Raw genomic sequence first — 14042 nt, forward strand, 5'->3', positions numbered from 1 at the left:
TCTATATTTTAGTTGTCATTGGCTTCTAATTTACACTCTTATCATACTATATGAAAAAGCGTGCGTAAAGGAGACAGTAAAAAAGCTCAAGAGCATAACTTGAGCTTTCATGACAAAAGAAAAAAACGAAGCAGCGCCATCATTCCAACTCCGCTAATAACGGTGATGGATAAACTTTTTGTTTTCAGGGCAATCAGTAAGGTTGGAATAACTACGATAATGACGGGCCAGTTAATCTTTACGCTGTCATTTGCTTGAATGATAAAGTTTTCTACAACAAGTGCGGTTAAAATACAAATAGGAATATAGGATAGCCATTTTAATACGGGTTCTGGCAGCGCGATGTTACGTACAACTAAAAAAGGAACAATGCGAGGAACTACGGTAACAAGGGCACACCCTAAAATAACGATGAGTGTTGGGTAGTGGATGCTCATTTATCCGTCACCACCCCAATTGTCGCTACAATAATGGTTGAAATCAATACGGCCACATGTGAAGGTACGAAAAAAGACAGCACAATCATAATAATCGCCATATAAAGAATTAAACGCAAGTAATGATTAAGCTTTGAAGGTAACACGCTTTCAATTTGTAAAACAAGCAGAGCTAAAAACATAGCCGTTAAGGCAAAATCAAACCCAAAGGCTTCCGGGTTTGATAGCATATGGCCACAAATAGCTCCTGTCGTACAGGCGATAATCCAGCTGACGTAAGCCGTTATATTTAATCCGTTCATCCAGCGGTCATTAATTTGCTCACCTTTTGCAATTTTACTTGAAGACACCCCAAATGATTCGTCCGTTAGAAGGGATCCAATTCCGACGTTTTTTAATAACGAATATTTTGTAAATTTAGGCGCGACCGTAGCGCTCAAAAGAAAGTGTCGTAAGTTTACAATAAATGTTGTGAGAATAATAGCTGAAATCGAGCTGTTTGCAACCATCAGTGCACAAATAATAAACTGCGCTGCTCCTGCATACACGAGCGCTGATAATAAAGCAACTTCCATAACGGAAAGATGAGAGGATACTCCAACGATCCCAGCCGCAAGCCCTATGCTTATGTAACCGAGTAGCGTAGGGATACAATCCTTAGCCCCTTGTCTGAACGTTAAGTCCACTTTTTCTCTTTGCTGTACTGCTTTTTCTGCAATCACCGTACTCCCTCCTTTTCTGCTATATTATACATCTATACGTTATATTAAACAACGGTATGTTATACTATCTTTATAATAATTAAAGGAGTACAACAATGGACGCGATTCAAGATATTATTGCTAAAAATCTTGTTAAATTACGAAAAAATCGGAATTTGACGCTTGATCAAGTTTCCGAATTAACCGGTGTTAGTAAAGCAATGCTTGCACAAATTGAAAAGGGTAAATCCAGTCCCACGGTTACCACGCTTTGGAAAATCGCCAACGGCCTTCAAGTCTCTTTTTCTGTATTTATGAAAGAAGACACCCCGGATGTGCAGAAAGTAAGCATAAAACAGCTAGATCCCATCATGGACAACAAAGGTGATTACTTAGTATATTCTTTTTTTCCTTATCATCCGGAAAAAAAGTTTGAAATTTACATCGTCACATTAAAGCCTGGATGCGTGCACGAAGCGAAAACTCATTTAGGAGATGAATACTTACTTATTAAAGAAGGCGAATTAACGGTTCGTTTTGAAAATGAAGAACATGAATTAGTCTCGGGAGATGCTCTGCATTTTTCAGGAAATACCTCTCACAGCTATATCAATTCTTCTGAAGAAGAAGCAAGCTTTTTTTTGCTTATGCACTACCCCGAATCATAAAAAAAGAGCGTACGGATCATCCGTACGCTCTTTTTTTAAGCTGCGTGGGCTTGTTCTTTTTTCATTTTTTTGTTTTTCATGTACCCAATGCCTACAACTGCAATAGTTAAGATAACTTGAACAGCGAGATGTAAAGCTGTGTTTGGAACAAATCCGCCGATAATTTTATCTTCAACAATCATTTTTCCAGCAGACCATGCAAGCATCGCCGCTCCAGCGTAAATGATAATCGGAAATTTTTCCATTGCTTTCATAATAAAGCTGCTTCCCCAAATAATAATCGGAATTGAAATTAATACACCAATCATAATCGGGACAAATTCGTGAGCTACACCTGCTAGAGCTAATACGTTATCTAATGACATGACCGCATCTGCGATAATGATCGTTTTAACCGCGCTCCATACCGTTGCTCCACCTTGAGGATTGTCGCCGTGATCGTGATTGTCCGCTAATAATTTATATGCAATCCACACCAGCATCAAACCGCCGACCGCTCCGATTAATGGTATTTTCAATAAAGGGACAATAATAGCCGCAAATAATAATCGAAGACCAATCGCGCCGCCTGTTCCAATTAAAATCGCTCTTTTTTGTAAATCTTTTGGTACGTTACGAGCCGCCATTGCAATAACAATTGCGTTATCCCCGCTTAAAATTAAATCAAGAAAAATAATTTGCAGCAAACCTTGCACTGATACCCCAATTAGTTCCTCCATAGTTACCTCCACCTTCTCTTTTTATGTAACGTTTCTCCTCTAAATGTCCGAGCCTTTTCCTCCTTTTTTATAATTGAATACAAAAAAGACCCTTACCAAATAAGCGGTAAAGGTCTTGCTAACAACATAATGTCGCCAACAAAGCCGAGAGATAATCTCTGTAATGACGACTTTGCTGTTAAAGCTACTCCCCTTTAGGAGATACGTTCAATTATTTGTTTGTATTTACACCACTTATACTATAGCATCTCCTACATTCTGTCAATCGTTTTTTTATTCACTTTCAATTTAGTAAAATTACTGTCGCTTTTCTAGAAAGGATGTCGAAAAATGAATATAAAAACCTGTAGTTGTATTCGCTTTCTTATAGTATGATAGATTCGGTTCTATAGTCTTATATTTTAAAGGAGGAAAATAAAAATATGAATAAAAAAGGTATAATATCCCTAGTTTCTGCTGGTTTATTAGCATCAACACTATCCGTTCAGTCTGTTCAAGCAGATACCAATAAAAGTGAAAGTGTTTCAAAAAAACTAATAGACCAGCATATGGACAAGCCTCTTCAAAAAAAGAATCTAAATCAACGTGTACTTAATGATTTAAAAAGCGATGCAACTCATTCCTTAGAAAAAGCTCCTTCTCTTTCTTCATCTCAGAATTCAAAACAAATGAACAGCTCCTCTGCAAACGATGATCCACTGTTTGAAAAAGAGCCAAATAATGATTTTAACAAAGCTAATAGTTTGCCAAATGAAAAAACAATCCTCGGACAAATGCTTCCTATGTATGACGTTGATTTTTATAAAGTGAATGTCCCTGCTAAAGGCGCACTGCTTGTAGCTGGGACGACCAATTCTCCAGCAATTGACCTTGCCTTTACAGCAGCTGAAAAAGACTTTAAAGATAACAAGAATTTAATCTACCAAGGCTCAGACTATAGCGATGGAGTCGAAGTTCAAGTCTATCAGGTAAATAAATCAGGAACATATTACATAGGCGCCACTGATTATGAGTTTGATGATGATTACGACGATAATACCGTGGATGATCTATATGCTCTGAGCACAGCATTCGTAGACAACGTCGCTCCAGATAAACCAGCCGTAAACAAAGTCGGTAATAATGATAAAGTGGTTACGGGAAAAGCGGAGGCTTCTTCTACTGTAACAGTTAAGGCTGGCAGCAAAACGCTCGGATCTGCCAAAACGTCTTCTAAAGGCACATTTTCTGTTAATATAAGTGTTCAAAAAGCCGGAACAACTCTTACCGTAACGGCTAAAGACAGCGCCGGAAACGTAAGTCCAAGCGTTTCCGCGAAAGTAGCCGATGTCGTAGCGCCTAATAAGCCAACTGTCAATAAAGTCGATGATAATGATAAAGTGGTTACGGGAAAAGCGGAGGCTTCTTCTACTGTAACAGTCAAAGCGGGCAGTAAATCGCTTGGATCTGCCAAGGCTTCTTCTAAAGGAACGTACTCTGTAAAAATACCAGCGCAGAAAGCAGGCACTACTCTTACCGTGACGGCCAAAGATGTTGCGGGGAATGTTAGCAGCGGAGCGACAACAAAAGTCGTGAAGCATTAATCAAAGAAGGAGGTGACTATGGTCACCTCCTTCTTTGATATAGTTAAAAAATCGTTTTTTTATACAAAGCGGTTGTCAACGCTTTCTCTTTCAATCAATTCATAGTTAGAAAGTGTAAGCTTTTCAACTTCTTCTCCGTTGACTAGCTTAATAATTCGCTGTGCCCCCATTTGTCCCGCTTCTTTATAGTAATATTTTACGGTTGTTAAGCTAGGATGAATCACACCCGTAATTTCGTAGCCTCCAAAGCCGGTAATGGATACATCTTCCGGAACGCGAAGTCCGTTTAAATAAGCTGCCTTTAACGTGCCAAGTGCAATGTTATCGGTCGCACATACAATGATGGACGGATTAAATTCTTTCATCACAGCCGTAGCGGCCCCGATTGCATCGCTCATGTTAAAGCTTGTTTGATAACAGCGGATCTCGCAATCTCTGTCTTTAAGACCTTCCTTTACACCTTCTTTTCGCTTTACACCTACAGCTATGTCTTTTTCGGTTACGCCTAAAAAAGCAATTTTTTTATGCCCCTTTTCTCCTATGTACCTTCCAATGTCGCATGCCGCCTCGTAGTCTTGGTGAATTAAACTGTGGACTTCTTCATGCTGCTGTCCAATTAGCAAAACGGGAATTGAAATTGTGCGGAAAGCTTCCAAATGAGCTTTTGTGATTTGAACGGCAAGAAGAATAATACCTGCTACCTTCTGCTTAGCCAGCGTATAGATATTTTCGATTTCTCTTTCTAAATCTTGATTAGAATTGGAAATAATCATTTGATAGTGGTGGTCTCTAAGTTCTTGGTCAATACCATCTAATGTGCGGGAAGTCGCAAAAGAACCCATGCGCGGAACAATTACACCAATGATGTTTGTTTTTTTTGCTTTTAAGCTTTGGGCAAACGCATTTGGGCTATAGTTTGTTTCTTTAATAATCTCTTCGATTTTTCGTTTCGTCGCATCGCTCACAGACCCTCCGTTAAGGTAGCGGGATACAGTGCTTTTTGCTACTCCTGCAAGCCGAGCGATATCTGCAATAGTTGTCATTCTCTCATCTCCGTATTTTGTTGCTGCTTCTTTCACAGTATACACGAATATCCCGCGTATATTAAGTAACTGCTTTACTTTTTGCTTCATAAGCGGTATGATAATCTAAACATGGATAATCATTATCCACGTTGTACACATAAAGCAGGAGATGATGTTTTTGCATATGAAAACAGGCGTTGAGCAATCGGTGTATGCCATTTTGCTGCTTACGTTTTTACCTGAAAAAGCTGTGTTGCCAGGAGATGTCATCAGCACTCAGCTCGGGGGCTCGCCTACGTATTTTCAAAAGCTTCTTCGCAAACTGGTTAGCGCTGATTTACTTGCTTCCGTTCCTGGTAGCAAAGGTGGATTTCGCTTAAAGAAAACGCCGGAAGAAATTCGTATTTATGACGTATACGTAGCCATTGAAGGTAAGCAGTCTCTTTACTCATCAAGCGGTATTTTTCACGACATGCTTAACTTAAAAGACAAAGACATTTGCTTATTATCCGATTTAATGGAAGAAGCCGAATCTTCGTGGCAGTCTATCTTAAAACGGCAAACCATTGCTACGCTCACAAATGAAATTAACAAAAAATGTCCGAAAGAAAACCTGGACATGCTAAAAGCAACAGTAGAAGAAAAAATGGTGCTGTAGCACCCAAAGGAGATCATCATGGAAAACTTAAATAGATATTTTGATTTATTCGATCAATCACGTACAAGCGAACAAGCATTTGAAGAATTAGTGGGGCTTTTTTCAGACGATATCGTATTTGTCTTAAACGGCCACGAAAAGCAAGGCATTGAAAACTGGAAGCTGTTTGTGAAAATGGTGTTTAAAGAAAATGCTGATATTAAGCATATGTTCGAAGGCTGGAAAGCAGTTGAAGGTACAGATAAGTTTGAAACGCCTTGGGCAGTATGCGGAAAACGTGCATCTGGCAGCGTCTTTACTCAAACAGGAAAAGATATTGCTAAGCTAGATGAAAACGGGAAAATCAGCTATTTAGAAAACGTACCTGACGATACGAACATGTTTGATACGTATAAAAACTAATACAAAAAAGAAGGGCTCTTCTAGCCCTTCTTTTTTTACGGAGCAAATCCCTCTTGAGACAGATAAATCATCGAAGAAGGATAAAATTTTTCAAAATAACGAATGGCTTTGACATGAATGTCTTTGTCATACCAGTCTAGAAAACCGTACTTCTCAAATAATTCCGGCATCCCTAGCCTTTTAGACGTTTTACCTAAGGAACCGTCTCCTAAGTACAAGGTATCAATGCAAATTCGGTCCATCATTCCTTCTATTTTTTCAGGAAATTCAGGTGTGAAAGGAAGCATTGGAGCAATGGTTACTTGCGTTGAAATTCCGCTTTCTTTTACTTTTTTTAACGCGTTCATACGAAGTTTCATCCCCGGAGCATAAGGAGAAAAAATTTGTTTTACATCTTCTCGGTCCGTTTCAACAGTCATCGATACGCGAAGATCACATACTTTTTGAAGCTGTAAAAGCAAATCAATATCCCTCGTCACAAGTGGCGACCTTGTTTGAATCAATAAAAAATCAGGGGGATGATTGATCATCGTTTCTAAAAGGGCACGTGTGATGCCTGCTTTGCGCTCAGCAGGCTGATAGGGATCTGTCGCTGAAGACATAAATATGCGCACCGGCTGCTCTTTTTTTCGCAGTTTTTGTATTTCTTTTTGATAGACTTCAGCTGCGTTGACTTTAAGCTCTAGCCATGTCCCCCACTCCATCTCTTTAAAACGCTGAATTGGCAGCTCTCGCACGTAGCAAAATTTGCAGGAAAATGCACATCCGGCATACGGATTTAAACTATGAGTATAACCAGATGCTAAAAAGCCGGTCGCTTTTGTTAAAATACTTCTCGAAACCACGTCTCTTTTGTTCATCTTTCTCACCTCGTTGTCCAATAAGTATATCAAGTTCGCAAATGAAAAAACTACTTTCCACATGGAAAGTAGCCCTTTATGTTTTCAATTCATCAACTTTGATTTTCTTTCTTTTCACTTGTCGTTTCAAGTAAAGAGGTTAAATATGAATTTAACTCAAATTGGTCCTTTTCAATAAAATCAGATAATACCGGCTGCTCTTCTTTTCTCATCTTTCTCCACTCCCTTTGTCTTTTATGTATGTGTTTTCATTCATCAATGGATAAAAGTAATGTACTTAACTCTACCCGTATTAAAACAAAAATAATCATGGTATTTTATACTATTTTTTAATTTATGGACGTTTTATTTGTATATTTTTTACAATATCACACACATTAATAGCAAGATTAGCAAACGTATATATTTTACTATGCAACATGAGAGGAATTTCATCATGACGATTAACAAATCAAACGATTGTTCTAGTCTAGCTGAAGTAGTTGACCGCATCTTAGATAAAGGCGTGGTAATTGACGTATTCGCTCGTATTTCCGTTATTGGTATTGAATTAATTACCATCGAAGCTCGAATCGTTATTGCCAGTGTGGACACATGGCTGAGGTATGCCGAGGCAGTTCGGCTGCTTCATAATGAAAGAGAAGATTTTCTTTCTTCGAATAACGGCGGAAAAAAACTTGAACAGCTAAACCTTTTACAAGATTTAGATTTATAAACTCATAAAGGTGGGTTAGAGAAGTGAAAGTAGCCGAAATTATGGAATCCGTGACTGATTTTTTTAAAGAACACGTTGCTCCTCCTCACCGAATTATTTCGTATGAATCGATTCAAAATGGAGGATGGAAAATAACACTTGAAGCATTTGAAGAACAGGAGTATATGAGGCGCTATGCAAAAGATGAACTGCTTGGTATCTATGAAGTGCTGGTCAATAAGCAGCATAACATTACGTCTTTTTCACGCACCAGCCTGCGCTATCGAAGCTCTCCAGCAGAGAAGTAAGCTGATTATTTTAATGGAAAGGAATGAAACAGAAATCAATGAGTGAAGAAACGGGCATTTATATTTTTTGCAGTATTCCCGCCACCGAGGCGCATACGTTTGGCAGCGTCACGATTGATCAGCAAGAAAGAGCTACTTTTACCATTCATTACCGAGATGCAGCTATAGTGGCTGCTGCCTTTCCTCTTAAAATTTATCATCCTACAAAAGAGAACGTCACAGCGCACCAGCAGGTGATTTCCAAAGTAATGAATGAGCATGATTCGGTCATTCCAATCAGCTTTGGCAACGTGTTTCATAGTCAACAAGATGTTGAAATGCTGTTAGAAAACTTATATCCACAGTTCGCCTCTCTTTTCCCACAGTTAAAAGGAAAAATAGAAGTCGGACTAAAAGTAATTGGGAAACCGGACTGGCTGAGACAAAAAGTGAATCAAGATTCTTCTTTGCAGCAAGTACGAAACCCGCGTTCTGCCAGTGCTGATTTTTATAAACAAATTGCGCACGGAGAAACAGCTCAGAAATTCTTTTTAAAGCTTCAGCACGACTGTAAAAAAGAGCTGTATCAACATTTAGAACCGATAGCTGAAGCGTCGAGACTCAATCCTCCTATTGTCGAAACAATGCTTTTGAACGCTTCTTTTTTAATTGACCGAGAAAAAGAAGCAGCGTTTGATGAACGTGTAAATGACCTGTATGAAAAATGGAAGCACAAAGCCGATTTTAAATATTCCGGACCGTGGGCTGCTTATAACTTTATTAATATTCAACTAAAGGTAGAAGAGAATGTATGATTCATAAACTGCTGCTGTCTCCTGTTACGCTCATTGTAAAAGTCGGACAGAAAATCAAGGAAGAAGCGGATAAAGAACTTTACGATGTCTCTTTTATTCAGCAAAAAATCGTTCATCTTCAAATGATGTATGAGCTTGGAGAAATACCAGAAGATGCATATATGGAAAAAGAAAAAGAACTACTGCTGAGGTATGAAGCAGCAAAAGAATATGAATTAAAAAGATGGGAATCAATGACGAAGAAACAAAAGTGAGGTTAAAAGATGGAAAAGCTCATTTATTTATATGGTCTAGTTCCAACCGAAGAAGCTAATGAAATGCCCTTTCCTTCACTTGAAGGTATGGATCAGAACAACCCTATCTATGCTCTTTGCTTTGATGACATTACCGCATTTGTATGCGACTTGCCAAGCGATGAGTATTCGGAAGAAATGCTGAAAGAAAAGATCGAGCACGATATGAAATGGCTGCAGGACAAAGCCATGCATCACCATGAGATTCTTCTTTTCTTACAAAGTCACTACACGCTTCTTCCCATGAAATTTTGTACGGTCTACAAAAGCAAGGATAGCTGTCAAAAAAGTATTGCTGATAACAAAGAAAAAACGCTCTCTTCTCTTCAGCTTTTAAAAAGATCTGAAGAATGGAATATAAAAGTGTATGCCCATACGAATTCTTTAAAGAACTATCTGCTAACGAACAATGAAACGATCCAAAAGAAAAAAGAAGAAATAAATACGCTGCCTCCAGGCAGGCAGTTTTTTGAACGTAAAAAGATAGAAAGGCTGATCGAAGAAGAAACAGAAAAAGAACAGCTTTCGCTTTGTGATCACTTGCACACTGAGATAAGCCCCTACGCCGCTTACCACACAATCAAAAATAACTGGAGTCAAAAAATAACCGGCGAGAGCTACAGCATGTGCTGGAACAGCATCTACCTTCTTTCAAAGAACAATGTAGAATCATTTTTAAAAGCCATTAGCGACAAGCAAACGTTTTATAGTGAAATGGGACTGAACATCGAAGTAACGGGACCATGGCCTGCTTATCATATCGACACTCTGCGCTCGGAGAAAGATGCGGGATGACATCTCTGCGAAAACAAACGCTGGAGCAAAAGGACATCGCCCTCATTGATATATTAGATGTGATCCTCGATAAAGGAATTGCCATTAAAGGTGATTTATTGATTTCAATTGCCGGAATTGATTTAGTCTATCTTGATTTGCGGGTATTGATTTCTTCTGTAGAAACGCTGATAGGCTCTCATGATCGTCAAATCATTTCTTCTCAGCAGCTTGAACAGGAAACGGAGGCGTTGAGAAATGGAAAATAACCTCAAACGAAACGGCCGCATTGAGCTGAGTGCGGAAAATGCTGAACAAGGCCTAGCGCAGCTTGTTTTAACCGTCATTGAATTACTGCGGCAGCTCATTGAAAAACATGCGATTCGCCGAGTCGACAGCGGAAACCTGACGGACGCTCAAATCGAAGACCTGGGCGTGGCGTTGATGAAGTTAGAGAACAAAATGGAGGAGCTAAAATCAGTGTTTAACTTTACAAATGAAGATTTAAATATTGATCTAGGTCCCCTAGGAAAAGTGCTATAACGAGGAGTGAAAAAATGGCGGCGGAACATAACGGGCATCTGGGCACCATTGTAGAAGTATTGGAAAAAGTATTAGATAAAGGTCTTGTTATTGCTGGAGATATTAAAGTGCAAATTGCTGATGTTGAACTCTTAACAATCAAAATCCGGCTGCTTGTCGCTTCTATTGATAAAGCAAGAGAAATTGGCATGGACTGGTGGGAAACAGACCCTTACCTATGTTCAAAAGCAAATCAGTCTTATCAAAAACTCCAGGCGGAAAATGACAGTTTAACGCAGCAAGTGGCATCTTTAACGCAGCGAATTCAAGATGATTTGCTTTCGCTTGATTAACAGCTCACTTTATATAAGGAGGAATAACAAACATGAACCCTGAACAAAAATCTACCCTGTCTCCTATTTCACAAGAGCAGCAAAGCCCCGATACTCAGCTAACGGAAAAAGAAGAGCGTATGCCCGAGTATACGCATACTTCGCTTAATCCAGATTCATAGAACCAAAAGAGAAATGCTTCGGCATTTCTCTTTTGGTTCTTCTTCATTAATCATGACATTGAAACAAATGGAGGTAAATACAATGAACATAGCGAATGAGTACCATTATCTATCAATTACAAAGGAGAACGAGCATGAAGAAAAGAGCATTTGGAGTAGTCTATACTCTTTTAACGCTGTTCATTTTAGGTGCCTGCAGTACCGCAGACGTTGTGACAAATAATTCAGATCCAAAAGTTTCTGTTTCTACTACAGTTAAACCGCTGACGAAAAAAGAATTTAGTGAAGTTGGAACATCAGGGTTAACAAGCCCTTCAAAAAAAGATTTTCACAAAGTACATATGACCCTTACCTTACGCGGCACGGATTACCTGTCGAATATTCAAGTTAAGCTACCTAACTATAAAGAAGCTTTTAATAACATCAAAGACGATCAGCAAATAAGATATTGGTTTGGCAACGGTGCAGATGAAGAGCAAGAAAATAAAAACATCTATACAAGAGAATTTGTCCTTTATACGAAAGGCTTAAACGATAAGCAAATTAAAGAAATTTTATCAGCAGCTAAGGTAAAGACGTCCTGGGTGGTAAAGGATACAAAAGCGAAGGATCAATCCGAATTTGCTGCTGGTAAAAACATAAAATTTGAAGCAAAATGAGAAATGCATCAATTAGCAAAAGCCCCCTTTATTAAAAGAGGGCTTTCTTTTATTATATGAAGAACGACTACCTTGTCACCTGCAGCTAAAGGTTTGGATTTGAGGTCAGACTTTCAGAATGCAGCATATTTTCTAAGCTATCTATCCGTTATAAACGCTAGCGCATGTTCCGGGCTTTGGCTCGTAGTAACAGTGATTTTTGTATTGACCAGAAGCGGGTTGACCGTACCAGGTTGGAGGGCATGGAGCGGATGGATTAAAGTACCACAGTGCATATTTCCCCGGGTGTTCTCTCCAATAATCCAAATTCTTTTTGGCTAACCTTTTTTCAACACCTCTTGCTCTTTGATAAAATACGTTTCCTTTTTGAACAGCTTCGAACGAATAGTTGCCTCCCTGCACCTGATAAATAACTTGCGGAACGGATCTTAAATTCTTGAAATCTAAACAGTTTGCTTTAAGACGATTTACAATGACATTTCCAACATACAGCATTCCTTGTTTTCCTTCGCCTTCAGCTTCTGCTCTCATCATCCTTGCCATTAAAGCAACGTCTGAATCTCGATAATTTACTCTTGGCATTTTTTCACCCCAAAAATATACTATGAAAAAAGGACGCTCTTGATGTCACTGCCCCTAAAATAACAATAGCTGGATGTTAAATACACGATGAGCACACTGACACTGCAGAAAGAGTTTTTATTACGAAAAGCTTATTCTTTTTCATAATAAAGCTGAGCAATTTGCCCGTACTGTTTTATATCGGTAAGCTTCAAGTTCATTTCGGGAATTCCTCGTTTAAACAGCGGAATACCAGCCCCAAGCAAAACGGGAATGACCGATATAATAAATTCATCCACCCTCTTTGCTGTTAAGAAATCAGCGAGAATATCAGCGCCTCCCACCAGCCATATTTTTTTAGTTTCTTGACTGAGGTTGTTGAGAAATAACGCCACGCTTTCGTTTATAAACTCGACATATTGATCTTTTCCTTGAGCTGAGCGGCTAAACACGTAGCATTTTTTACCGAGATACGGAAACTCAGGTGTGAGCTTCAGCACGTGGTCGTACGTAGCTTTTCCCATAACAACCGCATCACACGTTTGATAAAACGCTTCGTAGCCGTTGTCTCCCTCTCCTTCTACGCTTTCCAGCCAGTCAATCTCTCCGTTTTCTCTTGCAATATATCCGTCTAAGCTTGCCGCAATATATACGACGATTTTTTTCTTCATTCCCTTTTCTCCTTTCAACTTTACTGTTTCTGTATGATATCATCTTAATACGACACTTTTTGTCATATTAAAAGAAAAAGGTGAAAATAAATGGCTAAGTCTAGACGGCTTGTTGATATGCTCATGTTTATTAATACAAAAAGAACGTTTACGGCAAAAGAACTAGCGGAGGAATTTGGTCTTTCCGTGCGGACCGTCCAGCGCTATTTACTGGACTTAAGTGAATTAGGGCTGCCTCTTTACAGTGAAAAAGGGCGGAGCGGCGGTTACAGAGTGCTAAAAAATCGTATTCTCCCTCCCATTTTGTTTACGGAAGAAGAAGCTATTTCTATCTTTTTTGCTTATCAAGCTCTGCAGTATTATCATGACCTTCCGTTTGATGCAGGAATTCATGCGGCTCTTCAAAAATTTTATGTGTACCTGTCTGAGGAAACAAAGAAAAAAGTAGATAAAATGAGTGCTCATATTGCGTTTTGGAATCCTAAAAGAAACCTTGACGCTCCTTATTTAAAAGAGCTTTTAGAAGCAAGCCTTGCAGGGAAATATATTGAATTTCTTTATGATTCAAAGGCGGGTCAAACAAGAAAAGAAGTCAAACCCCTTGGAATTTATGCTCATAACGGTTTATGGTACTGTCCTGCTTATTCCTTCAATAAGCAAAAAGTGTTATTATTTCGAGCGGATCGTATTCACTCGTTAAAAGTTTTAGAAAAAGACGAAAATATGTCTCTTACGTTAAAGGAATGGCTTGAAACAGAACCGGTAAACTCACAGCCGATTTCGTTAAAAGTAACCTTGACACACGAAGGCGTTCGTCAGTGTAAAGGCGTTCCGTGGCTTGAAAATCATGTGAGGGTGGCGCGTGATGGGAATGGCTATATCGATACAATAACTGATGGAAATGAAATAAATTACATGGCTTCTTTTTTCTATACCTTAGGGGCTCATGCTTTTATTGAAGAACCTCAGAAGCTAATTGAAAAAATCTGCTGTCACGCAGAAGAAACGTTAAGACGCTATAAAAATGAAGTGGGGACAAAAGACGAATAAATGGGAGAAATGAACTCGTATAAATCGCTTTATGCACCGGGGTTGATTTTCTTGCAAGACTTCGCCTTGCACTCCGATCAACCGCTACAAGTCACTAAATAGATGAAATCTACGTTCACTCTACCAATAAAAAGATCCGAACGATTCAT

22 protein-coding genes are annotated in these 14042 nt (G+C 38.9%); 15 read left to right on the forward strand and 7 right to left on the reverse strand.

Features of this window, described 5'->3' with window-relative positions:
• Positions 1 to 107 precede the first annotated feature (107 nt).
• Positions 108 to 437: an AzlD domain-containing protein gene (locus ACFX4W_RS06240; protein WP_016764847.1), complete on the reverse strand. Its 330-nt coding sequence runs from the start codon at positions 435 to 437 to the stop codon at positions 108 to 110.
• Positions 434 to 1159: an AzlC family ABC transporter permease gene (locus ACFX4W_RS06245; protein WP_043981399.1), complete on the reverse strand. Its 726-nt coding sequence runs from the start codon at positions 1157 to 1159 to the stop codon at positions 434 to 436. Before ACFX4W_RS06245 ends, ACFX4W_RS06240 begins: the two co-directional genes overlap by 4 nt.
• Positions 1160 to 1254: 95 nt before the next feature.
• On the opposite strand from ACFX4W_RS06245, the gene ACFX4W_RS06250 reads away from it, so the two are divergent.
• Complete coding sequence (locus ACFX4W_RS06250) at positions 1255 to 1806, forward strand: helix-turn-helix domain-containing protein (protein ID WP_043981398.1); 552 nt, start codon at positions 1255 to 1257, stop codon at positions 1804 to 1806.
• 35 nt (positions 1807 to 1841) lie between these two features.
• On the opposite strand, the gene ACFX4W_RS06255 is transcribed toward ACFX4W_RS06250, so the two are convergent.
• Entirely contained in the window at positions 1842 to 2525 is a 684-nt protein-coding gene (locus tag ACFX4W_RS06255; protein ID WP_043981397.1) for a TerC family protein, read from the reverse strand.
• A 422-nt stretch (positions 2526 to 2947) separates the two neighbouring features.
• On the opposite strand from ACFX4W_RS06255, the gene ACFX4W_RS06260 reads away from it, so the two are divergent.
• Positions 2948 to 4108, forward strand: a complete 1161-nt coding sequence (locus ACFX4W_RS06260; RefSeq protein ID WP_043981396.1) for an Ig-like domain-containing protein — start codon at positions 2948 to 2950, stop codon at positions 4106 to 4108.
• Between the two features lie 59 nt (positions 4109 to 4167).
• On the opposite strand, the gene ACFX4W_RS06265 is transcribed toward ACFX4W_RS06260, so the two are convergent.
• Positions 4168 to 5151, reverse strand: a complete 984-nt coding sequence (locus tag ACFX4W_RS06265) for a LacI family DNA-binding transcriptional regulator (RefSeq protein WP_195696497.1) — start codon at positions 5149 to 5151, stop codon at positions 4168 to 4170.
• A gap of 160 nt (positions 5152 to 5311) precedes the next feature.
• On the opposite strand from ACFX4W_RS06265, the gene ACFX4W_RS06270 reads away from it, so the two are divergent.
• Both ACFX4W_RS06270 and ACFX4W_RS06275 read left to right on the forward strand, forming a co-directional pair.
• Positions 5312 to 5791 carry an RrF2 family transcriptional regulator gene (locus tag ACFX4W_RS06270; RefSeq protein ID WP_043981394.1) on the forward strand — a complete coding sequence of 160 codons (480 nt, stop codon included), beginning with the start codon at positions 5312 to 5314 and terminating at the stop codon, positions 5789 to 5791.
• Positions 5792 to 5809: 18 nt separating this feature from the next.
• The gene (locus ACFX4W_RS06275; protein WP_043981393.1) at positions 5810 to 6193 is read left to right on the forward strand and encodes a nuclear transport factor 2 family protein; all 384 of its coding nucleotides are present in this window, start codon (positions 5810 to 5812) and stop codon (positions 6191 to 6193) included.
• Positions 6194 to 6228: 35 nt separating this feature from the next.
• Here the strand turns inward: ACFX4W_RS06275 and ACFX4W_RS06280 are convergent, their stop codons facing one another.
• Complete coding sequence (locus tag ACFX4W_RS06280) at positions 6229 to 7053, reverse strand: SPL family radical SAM protein (RefSeq protein WP_043981392.1); 825 nt, start codon at positions 7051 to 7053, stop codon at positions 6229 to 6231.
• A 436-nt stretch (positions 7054 to 7489) separates the two neighbouring features.
• Here ACFX4W_RS06280 and gvpA point away from each other — a divergent pair, with 436 nt between their 5' ends.
• The 10 genes from gvpA to ACFX4W_RS06330 all read left to right on the forward strand — a co-directional run bounded on the left by gvpA (position 7490) and on the right by ACFX4W_RS06330 (position 11611).
• Positions 7490 to 7768 carry a gas vesicle structural protein GvpA gene (gene gvpA / locus ACFX4W_RS06285; RefSeq protein ID WP_013057921.1) on the forward strand — a complete coding sequence of 93 codons (279 nt, stop codon included), beginning with the start codon at positions 7490 to 7492 and terminating at the stop codon, positions 7766 to 7768.
• 23 nt (positions 7769 to 7791) lie between these two features.
• Positions 7792 to 8055 (forward strand): gas vesicle protein GvpO, encoded by a 264-nt coding sequence (locus ACFX4W_RS06290; protein ID WP_013057922.1) that lies wholly within the window; start codon positions 7792 to 7794, stop codon positions 8053 to 8055.
• 23 nt (positions 8056 to 8078) lie between these two features.
• Positions 8079 to 8849, forward strand: coding sequence for a GvpL/GvpF family gas vesicle protein (locus ACFX4W_RS06295; RefSeq protein WP_043981391.1), 771 nt, complete (start codon positions 8079 to 8081; stop codon positions 8847 to 8849).
• Positions 8846 to 9103, forward strand: a complete 258-nt coding sequence (locus tag ACFX4W_RS06300) for a gas vesicle protein GvpG (RefSeq protein ID WP_014459264.1) — start codon at positions 8846 to 8848, stop codon at positions 9101 to 9103. The genes ACFX4W_RS06295 and ACFX4W_RS06300 overlap by 4 nt, the downstream gene beginning before the upstream one ends.
• A 9-nt stretch (positions 9104 to 9112) precedes the next feature.
• Entirely contained in the window at positions 9113 to 9937 is an 825-nt protein-coding gene (locus ACFX4W_RS06305) for a GvpL/GvpF family gas vesicle protein (protein ID WP_043981390.1), read from the forward strand.
• Positions 9934 to 10185, forward strand: a complete 252-nt coding sequence (locus ACFX4W_RS06310) for a gas vesicle protein (RefSeq protein WP_013057926.1) — start codon at positions 9934 to 9936, stop codon at positions 10183 to 10185. Before ACFX4W_RS06305 ends, ACFX4W_RS06310 begins: the two co-directional genes overlap by 4 nt.
• Entirely contained in the window at positions 10175 to 10459 is a 285-nt protein-coding gene (locus ACFX4W_RS06315) for a gas vesicle protein K (RefSeq protein WP_013057927.1), read from the forward strand. The genes ACFX4W_RS06310 and ACFX4W_RS06315 overlap by 11 nt, the downstream gene beginning before the upstream one ends.
• Positions 10460 to 10473: 14 nt before the next feature.
• On the forward strand, positions 10474 to 10791 hold the full coding sequence (locus tag ACFX4W_RS06320; protein WP_016764858.1) for a gas vesicle protein: 318 nt from the start codon (positions 10474 to 10476) through the stop codon (positions 10789 to 10791).
• Between the two features lie 32 nt (positions 10792 to 10823).
• On the forward strand, positions 10824 to 10952 hold the full coding sequence (locus ACFX4W_RS06325) for a hypothetical protein (RefSeq protein WP_013083966.1): 129 nt from the start codon (positions 10824 to 10826) through the stop codon (positions 10950 to 10952).
• Positions 10953 to 11086: 134 nt separating this feature from the next.
• Complete coding sequence (locus ACFX4W_RS06330) at positions 11087 to 11611, forward strand: hypothetical protein (RefSeq protein ID WP_043981389.1); 525 nt, start codon at positions 11087 to 11089, stop codon at positions 11609 to 11611.
• 141 nt (positions 11612 to 11752) lie between these two features.
• Here the strand turns inward: ACFX4W_RS06330 and ACFX4W_RS06335 are convergent, their stop codons facing one another.
• Both ACFX4W_RS06335 and ACFX4W_RS06340 read right to left on the reverse strand, forming a co-directional pair.
• Positions 11753 to 12193, reverse strand: a complete 441-nt coding sequence (locus ACFX4W_RS06335) for a cell wall hydrolase (RefSeq protein ID WP_013083968.1) — start codon at positions 12191 to 12193, stop codon at positions 11753 to 11755.
• Between the two features lie 131 nt (positions 12194 to 12324).
• The gene (locus ACFX4W_RS06340; RefSeq protein WP_025751048.1) at positions 12325 to 12843 is read right to left on the reverse strand and encodes a dihydrofolate reductase family protein; all 519 of its coding nucleotides are present in this window, start codon (positions 12841 to 12843) and stop codon (positions 12325 to 12327) included.
• Positions 12844 to 12933: 90 nt separating this feature from the next.
• On the opposite strand from ACFX4W_RS06340, the gene ACFX4W_RS06345 reads away from it, so the two are divergent.
• On the forward strand, positions 12934 to 13893 hold the full coding sequence (locus ACFX4W_RS06345) for a helix-turn-helix transcriptional regulator (protein WP_043981387.1): 960 nt from the start codon (positions 12934 to 12936) through the stop codon (positions 13891 to 13893).
• Positions 13894 to 14042: the final 149 nt, after the last annotated feature.

Source organism: Priestia sp. YIM B13489 (assembly GCF_042787645.1).
GTDB classification, from domain to species: domain Bacteria; phylum Bacillota; class Bacilli; order Bacillales; family Bacillaceae_H; genus Priestia; species Priestia megaterium.